Consider the following 19469-nt stretch of genomic DNA (forward strand, 5'->3'; position numbering starts at 1 on the left):
ATTATTGATCGGCAAAGCGGGCCTGCTCGGCCACCTTCTGGGTTACCCACTGCGCGTTTTCCAGCGCCTCATCGACCGTTATCTCGCCTGCCAGCGCCTTCGCGAAGCGATTGCCTACCGCCGTGGCGATACCAGGAAAGGCAGCAATCGCCACGTACTGGATGCCACGATACGGCACTGGCTCCACCGTCGGGTTCCCAGGATCTGCGGCTGTCAGCGATTCCAGCACCATGTCACTGTATGGCGCTGCGGCCTGATAGTGGGGATTGGCATAGAGGGAGCGGCGAGTACCGGGAGGGACCTGAGCCCACCCTTCATCATCGGCGACCTGACGTTGGAAGTCTGCCGAGGTGGCCCAGGCGATGAAACGCTTTGCCGCGTCGCTACTAGTGGAGCTCGACGGTATCGCTAGCGCCCATGCCCACAGCCAGTTGGCTCGCTTGCCCATCCCCTGCTGTGGCGCCAATGCAAACCCCACCCGATCGGCCACCATTGACTCTCGTGGGTTGGTGACGGCGGACGCCGCGACCGTAGCATCCACCCAGATCGCGCACTTGCCCTGCTGAAACAGCGCCAGGTTGTCATTGAAGCCCAGTTGCTCCGGATTCGGTGGGCCATACTCCCACAACAACGATAGGTATTGGTCCAGGGCGTCACGCCAGGCGGCCGTCGCCAACTGCGGGACCCACTGCATGTCGAACCAGCGGCCACCATAGGCGTTCGCCATCGCCGTCAACAGCGCCATGTTTTCGCCCCAGCCCGGCTTGCCCCTGAGGCATATGCCGTAGTGCTCATCAGGGTCATGCAACGCAGCGGCAGCCCGGGCGATGAACTCCCAGCTCGGTGACTCGACCATGCTCAACCCGGCTTCGGCGAAAAGATCCTCGCGATACAGGGTAAATGCCGACTCCGCATAGAACGGAGCAGCATATAGCTGCCCCTGGAACGACAGCGCTTCACGCACTGTGGGCAGTAGATCATCCACCTGGTAGCTGGCTGGCAGGTCGTCAAGGGGAAGCAGCCACCCTCGCTCGGCCCAGATCGCTGCCTCGTAGGTACCGATGGTCACGATGTCAAAGCGCCCCCCCGCAGTGGCGATATCCGTCGTCACATGCTGACGCAGAGTGTTTTCATCCAGCGCCACCCACTGCAACTCGATATCTGGATTCGCGGCGGTAAAGCCTTCACTGAGCTGTTGCATGCGGACCATGTCACGGTTGCCCACCGTGGCGATGGTCAAGGCACTGACCGGCGACGATTCAGCGAGCGCCGGCCCCGTGCTTAACACGCATGTCAGGCTGCCTGTTACCAACACGGTTCTGAGCAACATGACACCTCCTAAAGTTGCCTTTAACAAACACCTATTAAGCAAACTTAGCAGGCTCCGCCGGATACACACTCCGTAACTGTGCAGCTATGCACACAATCAACAACGCCCTGCAATGGTCCGAAGCGACCGTCGCAGGGCGTGCGGGTAACGACTAGAGGGAAGAAGGATCAGCTGCCAGGTTGCCAGCCGTTGACAATGGGATAGCGGCGGTCGCGGCCAAATCCGCGCTGGGTCACGCGTACACCGACCGGTGCCTGTCGGCGCTTGTACTCACAGCGGTCCACCAGCTTGACCACCTTGTACACATCCTCGGCACTGTACCCTGCCGCGATGATGGCTTCGGCACTCATGTCACCCTCGATATAGCGCACCAGAATGGCATCCAGGGTGTCGTAGTCAGGCAGCGAGTCACTGTCCTGCTGGTCCGGCGCCAGCTCAGCGGAGGGCGGACGATCGATCACGCGCTCGGGGATGACCAGGTTTTCGGTGTTGCGCCAGCGTGCCAGGCGATACACCCACGTCTTGTAGACATCCTTGATCGCGTTGTAGCCCCCCACCATGTCGCCATAGAGAGTGGCGTAACCCACCGCCATTTCACTCTTGTTGCCGGTCGTCAGGACCATCAGTCCCTTCTTGTTCGACAGTGCCATCAACAGCACGCCGCGACAGCGGGACTGCAGGTTTTCCTCGGTGGTATCCCGCTCGGTCCCTTCGAAGCTCTCGGCCAGAGTGTCCATGAAGGCTTCGACCATGGGCGCGATGGGCATGACCTCGTAGCTGACGCCGAGAAGACGGGCCTGTTCGGCGGCATCTTCCTTGGAGATATCGGCGGTGTAGTGATACGGCATCATCACCGCGTGCACCCGCTGAGGCCCCAGTGCATCAACCGCGATGGCCAACGACAGCGCCGAATCGATACCACCGGAGAGGCCCAGTACCACCCCCTGGAAACCGCTCTTGTTGACGTAGTCTCTCAGCCCGGTGACCAGCGCACTGTAAAGGTCTTCTTCTGGCGCCACGTCGAGGTCTAACTCCCCCTGACGCGGTGACCAGCGACCCTTTTCGTGAGAAAAATGAACAGGGCTCAGCCAGATGTCCCAGTGGGGAGCCTGGACGGCGAGGCTGCCATCGGCATCGACGCAGCAAGAGCCACCGTCAAACACCAGCTCATCCTGGCCGCCGATCTGGTTGACGTACACCAGCGGCAGTCCCGCATCACGTGCGCGCTGCTCGAGCAGTGCCAGGCGCTCCGCAGGCTTGTTCTGGTGATAGGGTGAAGCATTCAACGTCACCAGGATGTCAGCACCGGCAGCACGAGTCGCCTGGATCGGCGCTTCCTGCCAGATGTCCTCACAGATCAGGACACCCAGCTTCGCCCCTTTATGCTCGATCACCAAGGGGCTCGCACCGGCAGTAAAGTAGCGCTGCTCGTCGAAGACCTGGTAGTTGGGCAGCGCCTGCTTGGCATATTCATCCAGCCACTGTCCGTTGTAGAGGACGCCCGCCATATTGTAGAGCGCGCCTTCGCGACGTCCGGGATAGCCAACGATGACCATCACGTCGCGCACCATCTTGGCGGCCATGCGTGCACGAGCCTCACGCAATCGCGTCTCCATGGAGGGGCGCAGCAAGAGGTCTTCGGGGGGATAGCCGGTCAGAAAAAGTTCCGGCAGAACAACCACGTCAGCGCCGTGCTCGAGGTAGGCCTCCCGCACGGTCTCGATCGCCCGGTCGGCATTGCCGGGGATGTCGCCCACCAGGGGATCGAGCTGCGCCATCACCAGAGTCAGGTCTTGCATGAGCGAAGAAATCTCTCGAAAATCGATAGGGTCAACCCATTGTCCCGCAAGGGCCGCCAAGTGGCAAAGGCCGCCGCTCATCGAGGGCCGCCTCCCCACCGGGAGTAAGGATGAACCTATTGATTATCCGTCTGCTGATCTTTGCCGTGGTGTTTTTCGCCGGACTCAAGCTGTATCGCATGTACCGCGAATGGAAGCTCGAGCAACAAGACCACGGCCCGAGCACACAGCAGGGCGGAAAAATGGTCCGCTGCAGCTGGTGCAACGTGCATCTGCCGGAACAGGACGCCCTGCGTGCGCAGGGACAGTGGTTCTGCTGTGGCGAACATCGTGACAAGTCCCTGGCAGAGCACGAGGACAAGGGCAGCGACGACTAGGCCTCGGGGGCCAGCCTGTCATTGCTCCAGCCGGCCTTCCAGGGCATAGGCGGAGGGCTCGATAATGGGCCGGCGTCCCAGCATCTGGTCGACCAGCAGCCGCGTAGACGCCGGAGCCAGCACCAGGCCATTACGATAATGCCCGGCATTGACGTGCAGGTTATCCCAGCCGGGGGCTCTGCCGATGAAGGGCACCCCATCAGGCGACCCCGGGCGCAGCCCCGCCCACTGGTGTTCTACCTCACAGCTTGCCAGCGCAGGGATGATCCCGGTGGCAGACTGCCACAATGATTGCCGGGCCTGCTCATCGATTCCCTTGTCGAACCCGGCTTCCTCCAGCGTCGAGCCTGCCAGCACGCGACCATCACCCCGGGGAATCACGTAGCGCCCGTCCATCAACACCACCCGCTCCACCATTCCAGGCGGTGCCTTGAACAGCAGCATCTGCCCCTTGACCGGCCGCACCGGCAGGCTGAGATCCGCCAGCTTGGCCAGCTGGGCGGACCATGCACCCGCACAGATCACTACCTGGTCAGCGCCGACGTCTCCCTGGTCCGTGGCTACCGAGGTGACGCGCTGGCCCTGCCGGTTGAGCCCTGTGACCGACGTCTGCTCGGCAAAGGTCACGCCAGGCATGCTTGAAAGCCTCGTCTTGAGCGAACGCATCAAGCGCGGGTTGCGAATACTGCCCAGCGTTGGCATCCACAGAGCGTCCTCGACATCCTGACGCACCTGAGGCTCCTTGGCGCGAATCACCTCCGCCCCTACCCGAGACAGCGGCTTGCCGACTCCCCTGGCCCACGCCAAGGCGCGTGTTTCATCTTCGACACGCAGGTAGAGAAGCCCCTTCTGCCGGTATTCTGGATCTACCCCTGTCTCTTCGAGCAGGCGCAGCGACAGCTCGGGATAGGCGCCCTCGGACCAGCTCGCCAACTGGGAAACAGGGTCGCTATAGCGCCATGGGTACAGCGGCGAGACGATCCCTCCTCCCGCCCAGGAGGCTTCTCTTCCACATTGCCCGCGGTCGATTACCGTGATGCTGTGGCCAGCATCTGCCAACTGCAGGGCCGTCATCAGCCCAATCACGCCACCGCCGATCACCACAAACTCGCTCAAAACACGCCTCCCACCTGTCTACCCCACTATCGAGAACTACACTCGGAACAACACCCGCACGACCAGCACCGCTTCAACGCCATCATCACCTGTGTCATCGCCCCAGGGGCATGACGCCGGGCGCGACGGAGGCCTGCCCGTTCATTTCGCCAGCATAGGCGGCAGCGAAGGGAGATTGCCATGGACGACGACCGATCTGCTGCGCAGCGTCCTTGTCTCCAAAGACCTCAGTCGGGTGCGACCCTGCTGGAATTGCTGCTGGTCATCAGCATTATCGGCATGCTGAGCGCGGTGGCCGTGCCGGGCTATCGCGCGATGATCGCTCGCCAGCATATCGCCAGCGACGTTGCGCGGCTACAGGACGCCCTGGCGCTGACCCGCAGTACCGCGATTGTGCGTGCCTCCCAGGTCACCCTGTGTCCTAGTGCTGATGGCGTACACTGCGGTACTGACTGGACAGGAAAGCTGTTGATCAAGGCAGGAGCTCCGAGCTGGGGTGGCGCCACACTGCGAGTGTTCCCTCCAAGCCTGCTGCCGCGCATTCGCTTTCGCGAGGACCACAAGCCCGTCAGGTTCTTGGCCAATGGACGGGCCAGCGGGCACAACGGGACCTTTGAGCTGTGCACAAACGACCGGCGTCATGTGCGCCTGGTACTCAGCAATTTCGGGCGCCTGCGCAGCGAGACTCACTCCACAACGACGCCCTGCCTCGAAGGCTAGGCGGATCGATCCAGCCACAGGGCACCATCGGCACTATCACCACCACCGAGCTCCGGCTCTACCCTCACGTTGTGATCGACAATCACGGTCCCCGCCGACACCAACGCCCCTTGCACCTCGAACGTCGCATTGTCTACATCACCGTGAATGGAAATACCGTTCGCCCAGACGCTGCCGTCCAGGATAACGCCACCCTGACCATTCAGCGTGACCTGCCCCGTCGCCACCACATCACAGCCATAGCTGCCGGAAGGCAGCGTCATGGTCACCGCTCCATCCACGATCACCGTATCCAGATCAGCATGGGCGGACAGGTCCATGGTGCCGTCAAAGCCCCTGTCGCTATCACACAGCACGGTGTGATTCTGATACGCACAGCCACTCGCATCAAACGGCACCCCCTCAAAGGCCGCGAACACTTCATCCATGTAGGGTCTCGGATCGAGCGACGGAGCGGGCTGCCCTGGCGACGGCGCAGTGTTCCAGCACATCTGCACATCGTTCGGACCATAGTTGACGAAGGGCCCCGCCGACACGGTGTCACAGCCATCCGGGAGCGCGGGAGCGGGACTTGCGCCACCGTCCCCTTTCGATGCGGCAATAATGACACCGTGCAATGCCAAATGATGAGACCCATCCTCGACGTAGCCCACGACAAGACGAGCCGCACTTCCCTCATGATCGCAAGGGGACCACCGGTAGCCAACGCCTGGCTGATTCGGCAGGGTACCCGCCTCTCGCCAGGAGGGCCCCCACCCTCCTGCCATCACCTGCTGCTCCAACACCTGGCAGGTTTCCTCGGTGGCAGACAGGGGCATATCGATATCTTGCATCACCTCGGCAGCGCCCCAGTCGGCGGCCATCTGTGCTTGAGCCATGGCTCGCATATTGCCCGCAAGACGTTCGTCGACCACGGAGGACTGGACCGCTGCAATGGCAATTACCGAGGCGATGGCCACTAGCGACAGCACCACCAGAAGCACCGCCCCACGCTGTCTGTCACACATCGAACATCTGTTCATGGCGAGCCCTCCAGCGACGCCATGGCGGTCTGGCGATTTACCACGTGCAACGACAAGGGCACGGGACTGTGAGGCAGGCTCAGCGTGATGCGATAGAGCCCCTCACCAAGCGACTCCAGCACGGGATCCTGGTCACAGTGACCGCTATCGGCCAGGCCATCGACCAAGGGCTCACCACTCAGCGCATCGTGCAGGGTGCAGCCTTCGCCATCGAGCGAAGGCCTGAGCACGTAGCTGTCTACGTCAGCCGCCCCGCGCCGCACCGCGGCGGTCACGGTATCCAACGCATAGCTGATCACTGCCTGACGATCGGCGAGTCGTAAGACCGTATTGGCGCTGACGTTGGCCTCATGAAACAGGTTCCCCGCGGCAAGGATGACCAGGCTCCCCACCAGCATGGCCACCATCAGCTCGACCAGTGACACGCCACGCTGCGCGCCCAAGCGGATAGCGAGGTGCCCGCGCCCCAGCCCGCTCATGCGGGGTCCCTGGCCGGCAACTTGACCCAGTACTCGAACACGCTGGGATCGGAGAAGCGTTCGTCCTGCCAGCGAATCGATATCTTGAAGGCGCAGTCTTCGGCAGGCTCGATCGACTGATCGGCGTCGGCAAGCCCCGGTAGAAAGGGCGCCCAATGCTGGTGCCACTGATGTGAGCGAAGGCTTTGCGCAGCATCGGGAGGACACTCGCCGTCTAGCGCCGTCATGCTCGCCCACAGCAACTCCCTGGCATCCTGGGCGGCCAGGTCGGCGAGGGACCGCTGAATGCTGGAGTGCGCCCCCTGGAGGCTGCGCAGCTGCAGCCCTGCAATACCCAGCAAGCCAACTGACAGCAGCAGCAGGGCCACCAGTGCCTCAAGCAGGGAAAAGCCACGCTGCCTCGCTGGCGTGATCATACGGCCCCCTCTCCCGACCCCGAGCGTACGATGCCGCTGGGCTCCACGCGGATCCAGCGGCGCTCGCCTGCAGGCGAGCTCAGCCACAGCCGGCATGGTGGCTCGAAGTGACACTGGTCAAGCCGCCCCATGAGGTCAAAGGTGACGTCACCGGCGGTCAGGGTCGTGCCATCGGTACGTGAGCTTTGCTCGATCATCAGCGCTTGTTCGCCGTGACTGGCGGACACGGGACAGCCCTCAGCAGCGCTGTTGCCTGCCAGCACCTCCAGTCGCCAGTGACCGCTGCATTCCTGCACTCGTACTGTCACATTCTGACGGCGAGTCAGGGCCGTCGTCCGTGCCAGGGTCAAGGCGCCCACCAGCTGGTTGGCATCGGCGACCAGACGCTCATGCCGCAACCACTGGTGCAGATTGGGCACCGCCACTGTCGCCATCAGCGCGACCACCGCCAAGCCCAGGACCAGCTCCATCAAGGTCATCCCTCGCTGGCGGCGACTACCAGCACTCATTCGGTGCACGCTCCCCGGTCTGGTCCATGGTCAGGCTGTCGCATCCGCCCTTGACCGAGTGGGCATCCACCGCCCGGGCCTCAAGAAAGAAGCGACCCGGATAACGCTCCACGGTCAGCAGATAGAAACCTGACGCCGAGGGCGTGGCGAGGCCATCGCAGGCGGGCGCATCATACGCCTGGTCACGGGTGTAGCAGCGCTCCAATGAAGAGGCCGCGGTCAACAGCAGCGCGCGGCCATCGGCGACCCGGCTCTCCCGCAGGTGTTCGGTGTACATCGGATATGCCACCGATGCCAACAGGCCCAGGATGGCGACACACAGCAGCAATTCCAGCAGCGTAAAGCCCGCCTGGCCTCGCAGCCCCCCTGCTGCCGTCTGCCGTCCTGACGAAGGCCGGGAGCCAGCGCAACGGCGGCTACCTGCTGTGCACCTTTGGCGATCACCCATGCATGCACCGCGCCTGGCTGGCGGCTGCAGTCTTACCATCATCAGGCATCTCCGGCTCGTTTTCGCCCCAAGTATGTCCCAGTGGGACGGCCAAAGGCAGGCGCTGGATCAAGGATCTGTCACAGAGCAACGAATAGGCACAGAAACCTGGTCATCCCGAGCCTTGGATGCAAAAACGCCGCCCTGTGACAGGCGGCGCTTTTACATCGGTGCTTTCTTATCGACGCATTCTTGTCGGCGTGAAGCTCAACGCTCGCAAGGGGTCTTGCTCGAAGACTAGTCGCTGACGATAACCCGGTCACGCAGCTCTCGGGGCATCGAGAAGGTAATCGTTTCTTCACGCCCTGCCAGTTCCTCGGGCGCTTCGGCTCCCAGTTCGATCAGCCGGTCGATCACACCCTTGACCAGCACTTCGGGGGCACTGGCCCCGGCCGTAACGCCGACGGAAGTCACGCCGTCGACCCACGCCGGATCAATTTGCTGGGCATTGTCGATAAGGTAGGCGGCGGTGCCCACACGCTCGGAAAGCTCCCGCAGTCGATTGGAATTGGAGCTGTTCGGGCTGCCCACCACCAACACCAGATCTGTTGCCGCGGCCAGTTCCCTCACCGCATCCTGACGATTCTGGGTGGCGTAGCAGATATCGTCCTTGCGCGGGCCTTGAATCTCGGGGAAGGTCGCACGCAAGGCGTCAATCACGCGAGCGGTGTCATCCATGGAGAGGGTCGTCTGGGTGACGAAGGCGAGCCGACTGGGATCCTTGACCTCCAGCCGAGCGACGTCATCCTCATCCTCCACGAGGTAGATCTGGCCACCATAGGAAACATCATAACGTCCCATGGTCCCTTCCACTTCAGGGTGGCCCTCGTGGCCGATCAAGATGCACTCTTGCCCACGGCGGGCATAGCGAAGCACCTCCATATGCACCTTGGTCACCAATGGGCAGGTGGCATCAAACACCTTCAACCCGCGCTGCTCGGCTTCCTCTTGCACCGCTCGCGATACACCGTGGGCGGAAAAGATCACGATGACATCATCGGGCACTTCATGCAGCTCTTCGACGAAGACCGCGCCGCGCTCACGCAGGCTATCGACCACAAAGCGGTTGTGGACCACTTCATGACGCACATAGATCGGCGGTCCGAACACATCCAGCGCGCTGTTGACGATATCGATGGCCCGGTCGACGCCGGCACAGAAGCCGCGGGGGTTGGCCAACTTGATTTGCATGGTCTGCCTTGCCTTGGCGCCTTCTAGGCGTCTGATTAAGCGGTGGTTTAGCAAATGAATAAACTGCTGGTGGATCAGGCTATCACCCGTTGGGCCTCGCCTGACACACCCAGAGACGCAGGCCTGTCAGTGCGTCGTGGCGGGTTTGACGCCCAGTACCTCGACCTCAAAGGTCAGGGTGCGTCCTGCCAGCGGATGGTTGAAGTCCACTTCCACCATGTCTCCATCCAGCTCGGTGATGACACCGGGAAGCTCGTCACCATTGACGTCGGCAAACGACATCACGGTGCCCACTTCGGGCTCATCGCCGTTGAACACATCGCGCTTCATACGCTGAATATTCTGCGGATTGTGCTGGCCAAAGGCATGCTCGGGGCTGACCTCGAAGCTGCCGCTGTCGCCATCTGTCATGCCCTTCAGCGGTTGCTCGAAACCGGGTGGCAGGTTGCCGTCGCCCAGCTGAAAGGTAGCCGGACTCTTGTCGCGGGTGCTGTCCACCACGGTGCCATCTTCCAGCTTGAGGGTGAAGTGCAGAGTGACTTCCATGCCCTCGTCGATACGGTAGTCGCTCATGGGATCTCCAAAAGAGTGACAGGCCGGCGGGGGTCGGTAACGCCCCCGTCGGCAAAGGAGGGGTTAGCCGCGCCGGGCGCGTCGACGTTCGCCGAAGATGGACTCCCAGATCAGGCCGATGGCCCCCAGGGTAATACCGATATCGGCCACGTTGAAGGCCGGGTAGTACCAGCCCGCCACATGGAACGACAGAAAGTCGACCACGTAGCCATGCACCAGCCGATCGTAAAGGTTGCCCAGGGCGCCCCCGATGATCAGCGCCAGGCAAGCTCCCAGCAGCTTTTCATCCTGGCGCAGCCGCTTCATCCAGATGGTCAGGCCGACGGTGGCCGCCACTGCAATGGCGGCAAACAGCCAGCGCTGCCAGCCTGGGTGGTCAGCCAGGAAGCTGAAGGCGGCACCAGTGTTGTGCAGCAACGTCAGGTTGAAGAACGGAAGCACTTCTACCGGCGTGGCGTAGCTCAGGGACTGGCTCATCAGCGCCTTGGTTCCAAGGTCGAGCACGATCCAGACCAACGCCAGCCACCACCAGCGCAGCGGCTGCTTCATCGGTTGCACCTGAGAACTCATCGCGTCCTTTGCCTCCTTGGCAGTCGACTCGGCAGGATCAGGCATAGTAACGCACCTCGCCCGAGCCATCGGGCAGGTTGCTGACACAGCGCGAACACAGGTCGGGGTGCTCGGGCAGCGAGCCTACCTCAGGACGATGATGCCAGCAGCGCTCACACTTGGCGTGGTCACTGGCACTCACCGCCACCTTGAGACCTTCGACATCGGTATCCGCGGCATCGCTGGCCTCGGCCAGCGGCGCCAGGCGCACGTCGCTGGTGAGCATGACAAAGCGCAGCTCATCGCCCAGCCGCGACAGTAGCTCGCTCAGTTCATCGCTGACGTACAGCGTCACCTCGGCGGCCAGGCTGCCCTTGATGGTCTTGGCGTTACGGGCGTCTTCCAGGCACTTGTTGACCGCTTGCTTGACGGTCAGCACCTGCTCCCAGAAGTCACGGCCCATGCTGGCGTCGCCACTGAGGGTGGACAGACCGGTGTAGTAGGTCTCCAGCAGTACGCTGCGGCCCTGCTCCAGACCTTGCTCACCAGGAATATTCTCGAAGATTTCCTCGGCGGTGAACGACAGGATCGGCGCGACCCAGCGCACCAGCGCCTGAACCACGTGATACAGCGCGGTCTGGGCGCTGCGACGGGCCTGGGAGTCCGCCTGGGTGGTGTACTGGCGATCCTTGATCACATCCAGGTAGAAGCCACCCAGCTCCCGCGCACAGAAACCATGCACCTGCTGATAGACGTCGAGGAAGCGATACTCGGCATAGGCCGTCTCGATGCGCTCCTGCAGCTGGGCCGCGCGGTCCACCACCCACTGGTCCAATGCCAGCATGTCATCGAAGGCCAGCGCATCGCGCTCGGGGTTGAAACCGTTGAGGTTGGCCAGCAGGAAGCGTGCGGTATTACGAATGCGCCGGTAGACGTCGGCGGTGCGCTTCAAGATCTCGTCCGACACCGCCATCTCGCCTGAGTAGTCGGTAGACGCCACCCACAGGCGGAGGATGTCGGCCCCCAGCTTGTCCATCACCTCCTGCGGAGCCACCACATTGCCCATGGACTTGGACATCTTGCGGCCTTGCGCGTCAACGGTGAAGCCGTGGGTCAGGAGACCGCGATAAGGTGGATGACCATCGATGGCGCAGCCGGTCAACAGCGATGAGTGGAACCAGCCACGATGCTGGTCGGAGCCCTCCAGGTAGAGGTCCGCTCGCGGCCCGCTCTGGTGCCCATGGGGGTGCGAGCCACGCAGTACATGGCGATGGGTAGTGCCAGAGTCGAACCACACATCCAGCGTGTCGGTGACCTTGTCATACTGACCGGCCTCGTCGCCAAGCAGCTCTGCCGGATCAAGGCTGAACCAGGCGTCGATGCCGGCCTTATCAACCAGGTCTGCCACTTGCTCGGTCAACTCTACCGTGCGCGGGTGCAGCTCGCCGGTCTCCTTGTGCAGGAAGAACGGGATCGGAACCCCCCAGTTACGCTGGCGGGAGATACACCAGTCCGGGCGGTTGGCGATCATGCTATGCAGGCGAGCCTTGCCCCAGGCCGGCACGAACTGGGTCGCTTCGATGCCCTCAAGTGCACTCTCGCGCAGGGTGCGGCCATCGTGCCCCGGAATGTCCATACCGACGAACCACTGGGCGGTGGCACGGTAGATGACCGGCGTCTTGTGGCGCCAGCAGTGCATGTAGCTGTGAGTGATGGTCTTGTGGGCCATCAACGCACCTGTCTCGGACAGGGCCTCGACGATCTTCGGATTGGCCTTCCAGATCAGCATGCCACCGAACAGGGGCAGATCATCGACATAGCAACCGTCGCCCTTGACCACGCTGATGAAGTCGCTGAAGTCCATGCCGTAGCGACGGCAGGAGTCGAAGTCATCGACCCCGTGCACCGGTGCCGAGTGAACGATGCCGGTGCTGCCTTCATCGCAGGTCACGTAGTCGGCCAGATACATCGGCGCGGTGCGCTCATACAGCGGGTGCTGGAACTCGATCAGCTCCAGGCGCTCACCGCGAGCGGTAGCGACCACGTCACCGCTGAGGCCGAAGCGTTCCAGGCAGCTCTCGACCAGGTCCTCGGCCAACAGCAGCAGGCGCTCGCCCGTGTCGACCAGCGCATAGTTGAATTCGGGATGGACGTTGAGCGCCTGGTTGGCCGGAATGGTCCAGGGCGTCGTGGTCCAGATCACCACGGCGGCAGGCTTCGTCAGGCTGTCCAGGCCGAACGCGGCGGCGAGCTTGTCCGCATCGGCACAGGTGAAGGCCACATCGATGGCATCGGACTTCTTGTCGGCGTACTCGACCTCGGCTTCGGCCAGGGCAGAACCGCAATCGAAGCACCAGTTGACCGGCTTGAGTCCCTTGAACACGTAGCCGCCCTTGACCATATCGGCCAGCGCGCGAATCTCACCGCCCTCATTGGCGTAATCCATGGAGCGATACGGGTTGTCCCAGTCGCCCACCACGCCCAGACGCACGAAGTCCTGAAGCTGGCCCTGGACCTGCTCGGCGGCGTAGTCACGACACAGGGCCCGCGCCTTTTCGGGCTCCAGGTGCTTGCCGTGGGTTGTCTCGACCTTGTGCTCGATGGGCAGGCCGTGACAATCCCAGCCCGGCACGTAGGGTGCATCGAAGCCCGCCAAGTTCTTCGACTTGACGATAATGTCCTTGAGAATCTTGTTGACGGCATGACCGATGTGAATGCTGCCATTGGCGTAGGGAGGGCCGTCGTGCAGCACGAACACCTCCTGGCCCTGGCGTGCTTCACGCAAGCGCTGGTAAATGTCCAGCTTCTGCCACTGTTCAATCCGGGCCGGCTCGCGCTTGGGCAGCATGCCGCGCATCGGGAATTCGGTTTCTGGCAGATTCAGAGTGTGCTTGTAGTCGCTCATAGTCCTGGGGTCAGCCGTCATCATGATCGGCGGGGCCCTGCCCCGCCGGGGAATCCTGGGTTACGGCCTCGCGCGCACGGGGCGCCGACGCCAGAGGATACTCTTCAAAAAAGGGTCGTCTACCGCTGTCGTACCGGGCAAACACCTCGCGGGCCCGGTCGATATCGGCATAGATCTGTGTCTTCAGCGCGGCAAAGTCGGCAAAGGTCTCCTCCCCCCGCAGCTTGGCACAGGGCACTACTGTCAGCCGTCGACCGTAGAGATCACGCTCAACGTCCAGCAGGTGTGCCTCGAGCACAGGGCGTACCGACCCCACCGTGGGGCGCCAGCCAATGTTCACCACGGCCGGATAGCGCGTGCCGCTATCGCCTTCCACCTCCACCATGGCCGCATAGACACCTCGCAGCACCAGCGGTCCTGGCAGCAACGGAAGGTTAGCCGTCGGGACACCGATGGTGCGGCCACGCTGCTGGTCAGGCACCACCCGCCCGCGAAAGCAGTAAGCCCGCCCAAGCAGTTGAGCCGCTGCCTTGAAATTGCCGCAGGCCAGCAGGGTTCGCACCCGCGTGCTCGACACCCTGTCATCATCGACACGGAAGGTCAGGGTATGTTCTACCGTGAACCCCTGACATTTCCCTGCTTCGGTCAACAGGGCGAAATCCCCACGGCGGTCGCAGCCAAAGCGGAAATCGTCTCCCACCACCAGATGCTGAACATCCAGGCCCTCGACCAGTACCCGGTCGATGAACTGCGCTGCCGTCAGCTGGCGCAGCGATTCGTTGAACGGCAGACACAGCACCCGATCAACACCGCACTCGCCCAGCAACTTTACCTTGTCACGCAAGCGCGTCAGCCGCGGTGGCGCCTGGTCACCGGCAAAATACTCCCTGGGCTGGGGTTCGAACACCACCGCAGTGACCGCGAGGTCGCGCCTGGCCGCCTCAGCGTGACACTGGTCGAGAATGGCACGATGACCCAGGTGGACCCCATCGAAGTTGCCGATGGTGGCGACCGTGCCTCTGTGCCTCTCGCGCAGATTGTGCAAGCCTCGGATTACTTCCATGAGCCGGATCACACCGAACCTAAAGGGTGACGAGTATAACGAAGTGCAGGGGGCCACGTCTTCCCGCTGACCCATTGCACGTCCATGGGCTAGCCCTTGAGCCGGAAGTGCCTGACGCGCACACCGGTGATCCCAAGCCAGGCAAAATAGGTCGCCCCGCCAGCGGCCACCAGCCCAAGCATCCACAGCGCCCGCGCGACAAGCGACCAGGTCAGCCACTGGTGCCAGTCAGGCGCCAGCAGTATCAGCACGCCCGCCATGGCGACGCAGCCGCCCCCCAGCTGCACCCCAAAACGCCCCCAGCCAGGCTGAAAGTTCAGCACTCCTTGACGACGCAGCAGCCACGCCAGCATGCCGGCGTTCAGGAAGGCCGACAGCGCGGTCGCCAAGGCCAGGCCAGCGTGGGCCAGAGGCCAGATCAGGATCAGGTTGAAGACCATGTTGGCCACCATGGCGACAATCCCTACCTTGACCGGCGTCTTGGTGTCATGGCGGGCAAAGAAGCCCGGCGCCAGCACCTTGATCAGCATGAACGCCACCAGCCCAAGGGCATAGGCACGCAGGCTCATCGCCGCCATCACGATGTCATTGTCGGTCATGGCGCCATAGTGGAAGAGCGTGATCAGCAGCGGCTCGGCCAGCAGCGCTAGCGCCAGCGCCGCCGGCAGCCCGAGCAGCAGGACAGCACGCAGCGCCCAGTCCAGCATCTGACTGAAATGCTCGGTGGACGCTTCCGCATGACGCCGTGACAGGGCAGGCAAGATGACCGTCCCGATGGCGACGCCAAAGACGCCCAGCGGCAGCTCCACCAAGCGGTCCGAGTAGTACAGCCAGGATACACTGCCGGCCGCCAGCAACGACGCCAGGATGGTATCCAGCAGCAGGTTGATCTGGGATACCGATACGCCGAACAGCGCGGGTGCCATCAGCTTGAGGATGCGGCGCACGCCTTCATGGGCGAAGTTTGGCCAGGGCCGTGGCATAAGCCCCAGGCGGACCAGAAAAGGCACCTGGAACAATAGCTGCGCCGCACCCGCAATCAGCACGCCCCAGGCCAGCGCCATGGACGGCTCGCTCATCAAGGGAGTCAGCAGCAGGGCAGCTCCGATCAGTGACAGGTTGAGCAGCACCGGGGTGAAGGCGGGCACGGCAAACCGATTCCAGGTGTTGAGCACACTGCCCGCGAATGCGGTCAGCGAAATCAACAGCAGATAGGGAAAGGTCAGCCTGAGCATATCAGCCGTCAGCGCCAGTTTTTCGGGGTCGCGAGCAAAGCCGGGGGCAAACAGCCAGGTCAGCCAGGGCGCCGCCACGATCGCCAGCGCGGTGATCAGTGCCAGCACCGCAGCCAGGCTGCCACACACGGCGTTGAGCAGCTCACGCACCTCATCGCGGGTGCGGGTGGTCGAATACTCGGACAGCACAGGCACGAAGGCCTGATTGAAGGCGCCCTCGGCAAACAGCCGGCGCATGAAGTTGGGGATCTTGAACGCCACGAAGAAGGCGTCAGCACCTTGCCCAGCCCCCAGCAACGTGGCAATCACCACGTCACGCACCAACCCCAACACTCTCGACACCATGGTCATGCTGCTGACCACCAGGCCAGAGCGCATCAAGCCACGTCGCGCGGGGGGGCGCGCAGCGCCATCCTCCGCCGCGCCAGCAGGAGTTCCACTGCCTTGTTCCAGCGAGCGGCTCAGATCGCTCGCCTCGTGCTCAGGGCGATCATTGCTCGCCTGTGGCTGTCGACGCTCGTCACTCACGTCATCTCACCCTTTATCGCAGGACCCTTTGTGTCGGGACCATCGTTGCAGGACCATCGTCATGGAAGCCACCCTGGCGGTGGTGGCCAGAGCCAATCAGCAGACACAAAAAAACCGGCCGAAGCCGGTTTTTCGTCAGCATGACCCGGGCTCGCCGCGTCACACCGAGAGCGCAGTACCGGCTTACGCAGCCAGTGCCTTAATGCGCTTGTTCAGACGGCTCTTGATACGAGCGGCCTTCTTCTTGGACAGCGTGTCCTTGTCGGCAATGCGGTCGATGACCGGCTGGGCTGCCTTGAAGGCGTCCATTGCCTGGGCGTGATCGCCAGAGTTGATTGCCTTGATCACGCGCTTGACGTAAGTGCGGACCATGCTGCGCTGGCCTGCCTTCAGGACACGACGAGTTTCTGCCTGACGGGCGCGCTTACGGGCTTGCTTGCTGTTAGCCACTGACTGTCTCCTTGGAGAAAGTTGTCGTCACCGTCATACGATGACTTGATAACATTTTGATCCAACAGGGGAAAATAAAAAATCCCCGTCGGCCTGGCCATCTGGCCGACCGCCATCGCAACCTATGTTGCAAGGCAATCGTTACGGGCCGTGTCTGAGAGGATGGCGCATCCTATCATGTCAAGCCCCGGGGTGCCAGCTTTTCGGCACGTGTTGCCAGACGCTCCTGACAAGGCGGGTACAGGATGTGGCCTTGTCAAAACACCACCAGGTTGTCGCGGTGAATCAACTCGGGCGCCTCCATGTAGCCCAGTAGCTCGCAGATGCGTCCGCTGGGCTGCCCAAGGATCTTGCTCGCGTCATCCACGTGGTAATTGATCAACCCCTTGGCAACACGCTCACCCTGCTCATCTACACAAAGCACCATGTCACCGCGGGCAAACCTGCCTTGAACGCCCTTCACGCCCACAGGCAGCAACGACGACCCCTTGTCGCGCAGGACGCGCACTGCCCCGCTGTCCAGCGTCAAGGTACCACGCACCTGCAGCTGACCGGCGAGCCAGCGCTTGCGAGCGGCCATGGGAGCACGATCGGGAGTCAGCAGCGTACCCAGACGCTCGCCATCCGCGAGACGCTCCAGCACCCGCGGCTGGCGACCGCTGGCGATGACCGTGACCGCGCCCGAGCGGGCAGCCAGCCTGGCGGCGCGCACCTTGGTCGTCATGCCCCCGCGCCCAAGCGCACCGCCGCCGCCGGCCACCGCTGAAAGCCGTGGATCATCGGCGCGGCCTTCCTGAATCAGGTTGGCATCCGGGTCATGGCGGGGGTCCGCATCGAACAGGCCTTCCTGGTCGGTCAGGATCACCAGCGCGTCCGCCTCCAGCAAGTTCGCCACCAACGCGCCCAGGGTGTCATTGTCACCGAAGCGAATTTCGTCGGTCACCACCGTGTCGTTCTCGTTGATCACGGGGACAACCTTGAGGTCGACCAACGTCCTGAGGGCGGACCGCGCATTCAGGTAGCGCTTGCGATTGGACAGGTCATCGTGGGTCAGCAGGATCTGCGCGGTGAGCAGCTCATGACGGCCAAAGTGGCTTTCATAGGTTTCCGTCAGCACATTCTGCCCTACGGCCGCCGCCGCCTGGAGCTGATGGACTGACGACGGGCGAGATGCCCACCCCAGGCGCACCATGCCGGCGGCCACCGCCCCCGACGACACCAGGACCACTTCGACCCCGCGGGACGCCAGGGCGGCAATCTGGTCCACCCAGCCACCAATGGCGTCGTCATCGAGGCCACGGCCATCGTTGGTCAACAGCGCGCTGCCGATCTTGACCACCACCCGCCGCGCGCTGCTCAGGGCGTCTCGCCCCGGAACCTGCTCTACGCTGTGCATCCTTTCCTCGACCTGTTCACGCCACCGACTGCGCCTGCTGCTGACAGCCCGGCAGCCCTATTGAACGTATTCGACCTCGACGTCGTGATCATCGTCGTCCAGATCATCATCGTCGTCGTCATCGACGTGCTTGCGACGCCGCCCGAGACGAGCCTCGGTGCGCGCCACGGCTTCATCTTCCATCCGCTGGCGCATGTCCTGCTCGCGCTCCATGGCCTCTTCATCCTCGTTCTCGAGGGTGCGCTGTTCGGTCAACCAGCGATGAGCCGCCTGCACCAGCGCATCGGTGCCATCATTGGAGATGGCCGAGATACGGAAGACCGGCCCCTGCCAGTCAAGCCGACGCACGATCTCTGCCGCCACCGACTCACGCTCGTCTTCCGGCAGCAGATCCAGCTTGTTGAGCACCAGCCAGCGCGGACGCTCCGCCAGCGTCGGTGAAAACTGCCCAAGCTCATGCATGATGGCGGCCGCAGCATCCACCGGATCAGACTCGTCAAAGGGTGCCACATCCACCACATGGAAGAGCAGCCGGGTACGGGTCAGGTGCTTGAGAAAGCGCAGTCCCAGGCCGGCGCCGTCGGAGGCACCTTCAATCAGCCCGGGCACGTCCGCCATGACAAAGTGCTCGTGCATCCCCAGCTTGACCACGCCAAGGTTGGGCACAAGGGTGGTAAACGGGTAGTTGGCCACTTTGGGCTTGGCCGCTGAGACAGAGCGAATCAGCGTCGACTTGCCGGCATTGGGCAGCCCCAACAGCCCGACATCGGCCATCACCTTCATTTCCAGGCGCAAGTTGCGGCGCTCACCCTCTGTACCAGGCGTGGTCCGACGCGGCGCGCGATTGGTAGACGACTTGAAGTGGATGTTACCAAGCCCGCGACGACCACCCTGGGCCACCTGCACGACCTGGCCGACCTCCGTCACGTCAGCGATCACCTCAAGGGTATCTTCATCAATGACGGTGGTTCCCACCGGGACCTTCACGTGGAGGTCCTCGCCAGCCTTGCCACTCATCTGACGGCCTTGCCCGGGCTGCCCGTTCTGCGCCTTGTAGAAGCGCTGGTACTTGAAGTCGATCAGCGTATTGAGGGCGTCGTCACCAATCAGGTAAACACACCCACCATGACCGCCATCTCCACCATCCGGGCCGCCCTTGGGCACGTACTTCTCACGACGGAAGCTGAGACAACCGTTACCCCCGTTGCCCGCCTCCACGATGATCGAGGCTTCATCGACGAACTGCATCTGTCACTCTCCTGGCGGAAGCTTTCCACCATGATACAAGAAGGCCCCGCGCTTGGCGGGGCCTTCCGGGGCCTGA

At 62.9% G+C, this 19469-nt stretch carries 19 protein-coding genes; 2 read left to right on the forward strand and 17 right to left on the reverse strand.

Annotated elements, in window-relative coordinates:
* Window position 1 precedes the first annotated feature (1 nt).
* Together KUV41_RS00875 and KUV41_RS00880 are read right to left on the reverse strand one after the other, a co-directional pair.
* The gene (locus KUV41_RS00875; RefSeq protein ID WP_222483728.1) at window positions 2-1330 is read right to left on the reverse strand and encodes an ABC transporter substrate-binding protein; all 1329 of its coding nucleotides are present in this window, start codon (window positions 1328-1330) and stop codon (window positions 2-4) included.
* Window positions 1331-1497: 167 nt separating this feature from the next.
* Window positions 1498-3129 (reverse strand): NAD+ synthase, encoded by a 1632-nt coding sequence (locus KUV41_RS00880; RefSeq protein ID WP_222164057.1) that lies wholly within the window; start codon window positions 3127-3129, stop codon window positions 1498-1500.
* Window positions 3130-3239: 110 nt separating this feature from the next.
* Between KUV41_RS00880 and KUV41_RS00885 the strand changes: the two genes are divergently transcribed.
* Entirely contained in the window at window positions 3240-3506 is a 267-nt protein-coding gene (locus KUV41_RS00885; protein WP_222483729.1) for a PP0621 family protein, read from the forward strand.
* An 18-nt stretch (window positions 3507-3524) separates the two neighbouring features.
* Here the strand turns inward: KUV41_RS00885 and thiO are convergent, their stop codons facing one another.
* Window positions 3525-4622, reverse strand: a complete 1098-nt coding sequence (gene thiO / locus KUV41_RS00890) for a glycine oxidase ThiO (RefSeq protein ID WP_222483731.1) — start codon at window positions 4620-4622, stop codon at window positions 3525-3527.
* Window positions 4623-4802: 180 nt separating this feature from the next.
* On the opposite strand from thiO, the gene KUV41_RS00895 reads away from it, so the two are divergent.
* Complete coding sequence (locus KUV41_RS00895; protein WP_222483733.1) at window positions 4803-5342, forward strand: GspH/FimT family pseudopilin; 540 nt, start codon at window positions 4803-4805, stop codon at window positions 5340-5342.
* Here the strand turns inward: KUV41_RS00895 and KUV41_RS00900 are convergent.
* The 14 genes from KUV41_RS00900 to cgtA all read right to left on the reverse strand — a co-directional run bounded on the left by KUV41_RS00900 (window position 5339) and on the right by cgtA (window position 19393).
* Complete coding sequence (locus KUV41_RS00900; RefSeq protein WP_222483734.1) at window positions 5339-6364, reverse strand: PilX N-terminal domain-containing pilus assembly protein; 1026 nt, start codon at window positions 6362-6364, stop codon at window positions 5339-5341. The genes KUV41_RS00895 and KUV41_RS00900 overlap by 4 nt on opposite strands.
* The gene (locus KUV41_RS00905; protein WP_222483735.1) at window positions 6361-6843 is read right to left on the reverse strand and encodes a PilW family protein; all 483 of its coding nucleotides are present in this window, start codon (window positions 6841-6843) and stop codon (window positions 6361-6363) included. The genes KUV41_RS00900 and KUV41_RS00905 overlap by 4 nt, the downstream gene beginning before the upstream one ends.
* Complete coding sequence (gene pilV, locus KUV41_RS00910; protein ID WP_222483737.1) at window positions 6840-7259, reverse strand: type IV pilus modification protein PilV; 420 nt, start codon at window positions 7257-7259, stop codon at window positions 6840-6842. Before pilV ends, KUV41_RS00905 begins: the two co-directional genes overlap by 4 nt.
* Window positions 7256-7768 (reverse strand): GspH/FimT family pseudopilin, encoded by a 513-nt coding sequence (locus KUV41_RS00915; protein ID WP_222483887.1) that lies wholly within the window; start codon window positions 7766-7768, stop codon window positions 7256-7258. The genes pilV and KUV41_RS00915 overlap by 4 nt, the downstream gene beginning before the upstream one ends.
* Window positions 7755-8216 carry a type IV pilin protein gene (locus KUV41_RS00920; protein WP_222483743.1) on the reverse strand — a complete coding sequence of 154 codons (462 nt, stop codon included), beginning with the start codon at window positions 8214-8216 and terminating at the stop codon, window positions 7755-7757. Before KUV41_RS00920 ends, KUV41_RS00915 begins: the two co-directional genes overlap by 14 nt.
* A 276-nt stretch (window positions 8217-8492) precedes the next feature.
* Entirely contained in the window at window positions 8493-9446 is a 954-nt protein-coding gene (gene ispH / locus KUV41_RS00925; RefSeq protein WP_222483745.1) for a 4-hydroxy-3-methylbut-2-enyl diphosphate reductase, read from the reverse strand.
* Between the two features lie 126 nt (window positions 9447-9572).
* Window positions 9573-10019, reverse strand: coding sequence for an FKBP-type peptidyl-prolyl cis-trans isomerase (gene fkpB / locus KUV41_RS00930; protein ID WP_206943994.1), 447 nt, complete (start codon window positions 10017-10019; stop codon window positions 9573-9575).
* Window positions 10020-10082: 63 nt separating this feature from the next.
* The gene (gene lspA / locus KUV41_RS00935; protein WP_224852145.1) at window positions 10083-10589 is read right to left on the reverse strand and encodes a signal peptidase II; all 507 of its coding nucleotides are present in this window, start codon (window positions 10587-10589) and stop codon (window positions 10083-10085) included.
* 37 nt (window positions 10590-10626) lie between these two features.
* Window positions 10627-13473 carry an isoleucine--tRNA ligase gene (ileS, locus tag KUV41_RS00940; protein ID WP_222483752.1) on the reverse strand — a complete coding sequence of 949 codons (2847 nt, stop codon included), beginning with the start codon at window positions 13471-13473 and terminating at the stop codon, window positions 10627-10629.
* A gap of 10 nt (window positions 13474-13483) precedes the next feature.
* The gene (gene ribF / locus KUV41_RS00945) at window positions 13484-14536 is read right to left on the reverse strand and encodes a bifunctional riboflavin kinase/FAD synthetase (protein ID WP_222164067.1); all 1053 of its coding nucleotides are present in this window, start codon (window positions 14534-14536) and stop codon (window positions 13484-13486) included.
* Between the two features lie 89 nt (window positions 14537-14625).
* Window positions 14626-16149 (reverse strand): murein biosynthesis integral membrane protein MurJ, encoded by a 1524-nt coding sequence (gene murJ, locus KUV41_RS00950; RefSeq protein ID WP_206944236.1) that lies wholly within the window; start codon window positions 16147-16149, stop codon window positions 14626-14628.
* A 333-nt stretch (window positions 16150-16482) separates the two neighbouring features.
* Window positions 16483-16749, reverse strand: coding sequence for a 30S ribosomal protein S20 (gene rpsT, locus KUV41_RS00955; protein ID WP_206944002.1), 267 nt, complete (start codon window positions 16747-16749; stop codon window positions 16483-16485).
* Window positions 16750-17005: 256 nt separating this feature from the next.
* The gene (gene proB, locus KUV41_RS00960; protein ID WP_206944003.1) at window positions 17006-18145 is read right to left on the reverse strand and encodes a glutamate 5-kinase; all 1140 of its coding nucleotides are present in this window, start codon (window positions 18143-18145) and stop codon (window positions 17006-17008) included.
* A gap of 57 nt (window positions 18146-18202) precedes the next feature.
* The gene (gene cgtA / locus KUV41_RS00965) at window positions 18203-19393 is read right to left on the reverse strand and encodes an Obg family GTPase CgtA (RefSeq protein WP_206944004.1); all 1191 of its coding nucleotides are present in this window, start codon (window positions 19391-19393) and stop codon (window positions 18203-18205) included.
* Window positions 19394-19469 lie beyond the last annotated feature (76 nt).

Source organism: Halomonas sp. DP8Y7-1 (assembly GCF_019801685.1).
Taxonomy (GTDB): Bacteria; Pseudomonadota; Gammaproteobacteria; order Pseudomonadales; family Halomonadaceae; genus Halomonas; species Halomonas litopenaei_A.

Bases quoted from the DNA above. Each gene is read 5' to 3' on its own strand.
- KUV41_RS00875 (WP_222483728.1), bottom strand. From the start codon at position 1,330: ATGTTGCTCAGAACCGTGTTGGTAACAGGCAGCCTGACATGCGTGTTA.
- KUV41_RS00880 (WP_222164057.1), bottom strand. From the start codon at position 3,129: ATGCAAGACCTGACTCTGGTGATGGCGCAGCTCGATCCCCTGGTGGGC.
- KUV41_RS00885 (WP_222483729.1), top strand. From the start codon at position 3,240: ATGAACCTATTGATTATCCGTCTGCTGATCTTTGCCGTGGTGTTTTTC.
- KUV41_RS00895 (WP_222483733.1), top strand. From the start codon at position 4,803: ATGGACGACGACCGATCTGCTGCGCAGCGTCCTTGTCTCCAAAGACCT.
- KUV41_RS00900 (WP_222483734.1), bottom strand. From the start codon at position 6,364: ATGAACAGATGTTCGATGTGTGACAGACAGCGTGGGGCGGTGCTTCTG.
- KUV41_RS00905 (WP_222483735.1), bottom strand. From the start codon at position 6,843: ATGAGCGGGCTGGGGCGCGGGCACCTCGCTATCCGCTTGGGCGCGCAG.
- pilV (WP_222483737.1), bottom strand. From the start codon at position 7,259: ATGATCACGCCAGCGAGGCAGCGTGGCTTTTCCCTGCTTGAGGCACTG.
- KUV41_RS00915 (WP_222483887.1), bottom strand. From the start codon at position 7,768: ATGAGTGCTGGTAGTCGCCGCCAGCGAGGGATGACCTTGATGGAGCTG.
- KUV41_RS00920 (WP_222483743.1), bottom strand. From the start codon at position 8,216: ATGGGTGATCGCCAAAGGTGCACAGCAGGTAGCCGCCGTTGCGCTGGC.
- ispH (WP_222483745.1), bottom strand. From the start codon at position 9,446: ATGCAAATCAAGTTGGCCAACCCCCGCGGCTTCTGTGCCGGCGTCGAC.
- fkpB (WP_206943994.1), bottom strand. From the start codon at position 10,019: ATGAGCGACTACCGTATCGACGAGGGCATGGAAGTCACTCTGCACTTC.
- lspA (WP_224852145.1), bottom strand. From the start codon at position 10,589: ATGAGTTCTCAGGTGCAACCGATGAAGCAGCCGCTGCGCTGGTGGTGG.
- ileS (WP_222483752.1), bottom strand. From the start codon at position 13,473: ATGAGCGACTACAAGCACACTCTGAATCTGCCAGAAACCGAATTCCCG.
- ribF (WP_222164067.1), bottom strand. From the start codon at position 14,536: ATGGAAGTAATCCGAGGCTTGCACAATCTGCGCGAGAGGCACAGAGGC.
- murJ (WP_206944236.1), bottom strand. From the start codon at position 16,149: ATGCGCTCTGGCCTGGTGGTCAGCAGCATGACCATGGTGTCGAGAGTG.
- proB (WP_206944003.1), bottom strand. From the start codon at position 18,145: ATGCACAGCGTAGAGCAGGTTCCGGGGCGAGACGCCCTGAGCAGCGCG.
- cgtA (WP_206944004.1), bottom strand. From the start codon at position 19,393: ATGCAGTTCGTCGATGAAGCCTCGATCATCGTGGAGGCGGGCAACGGG.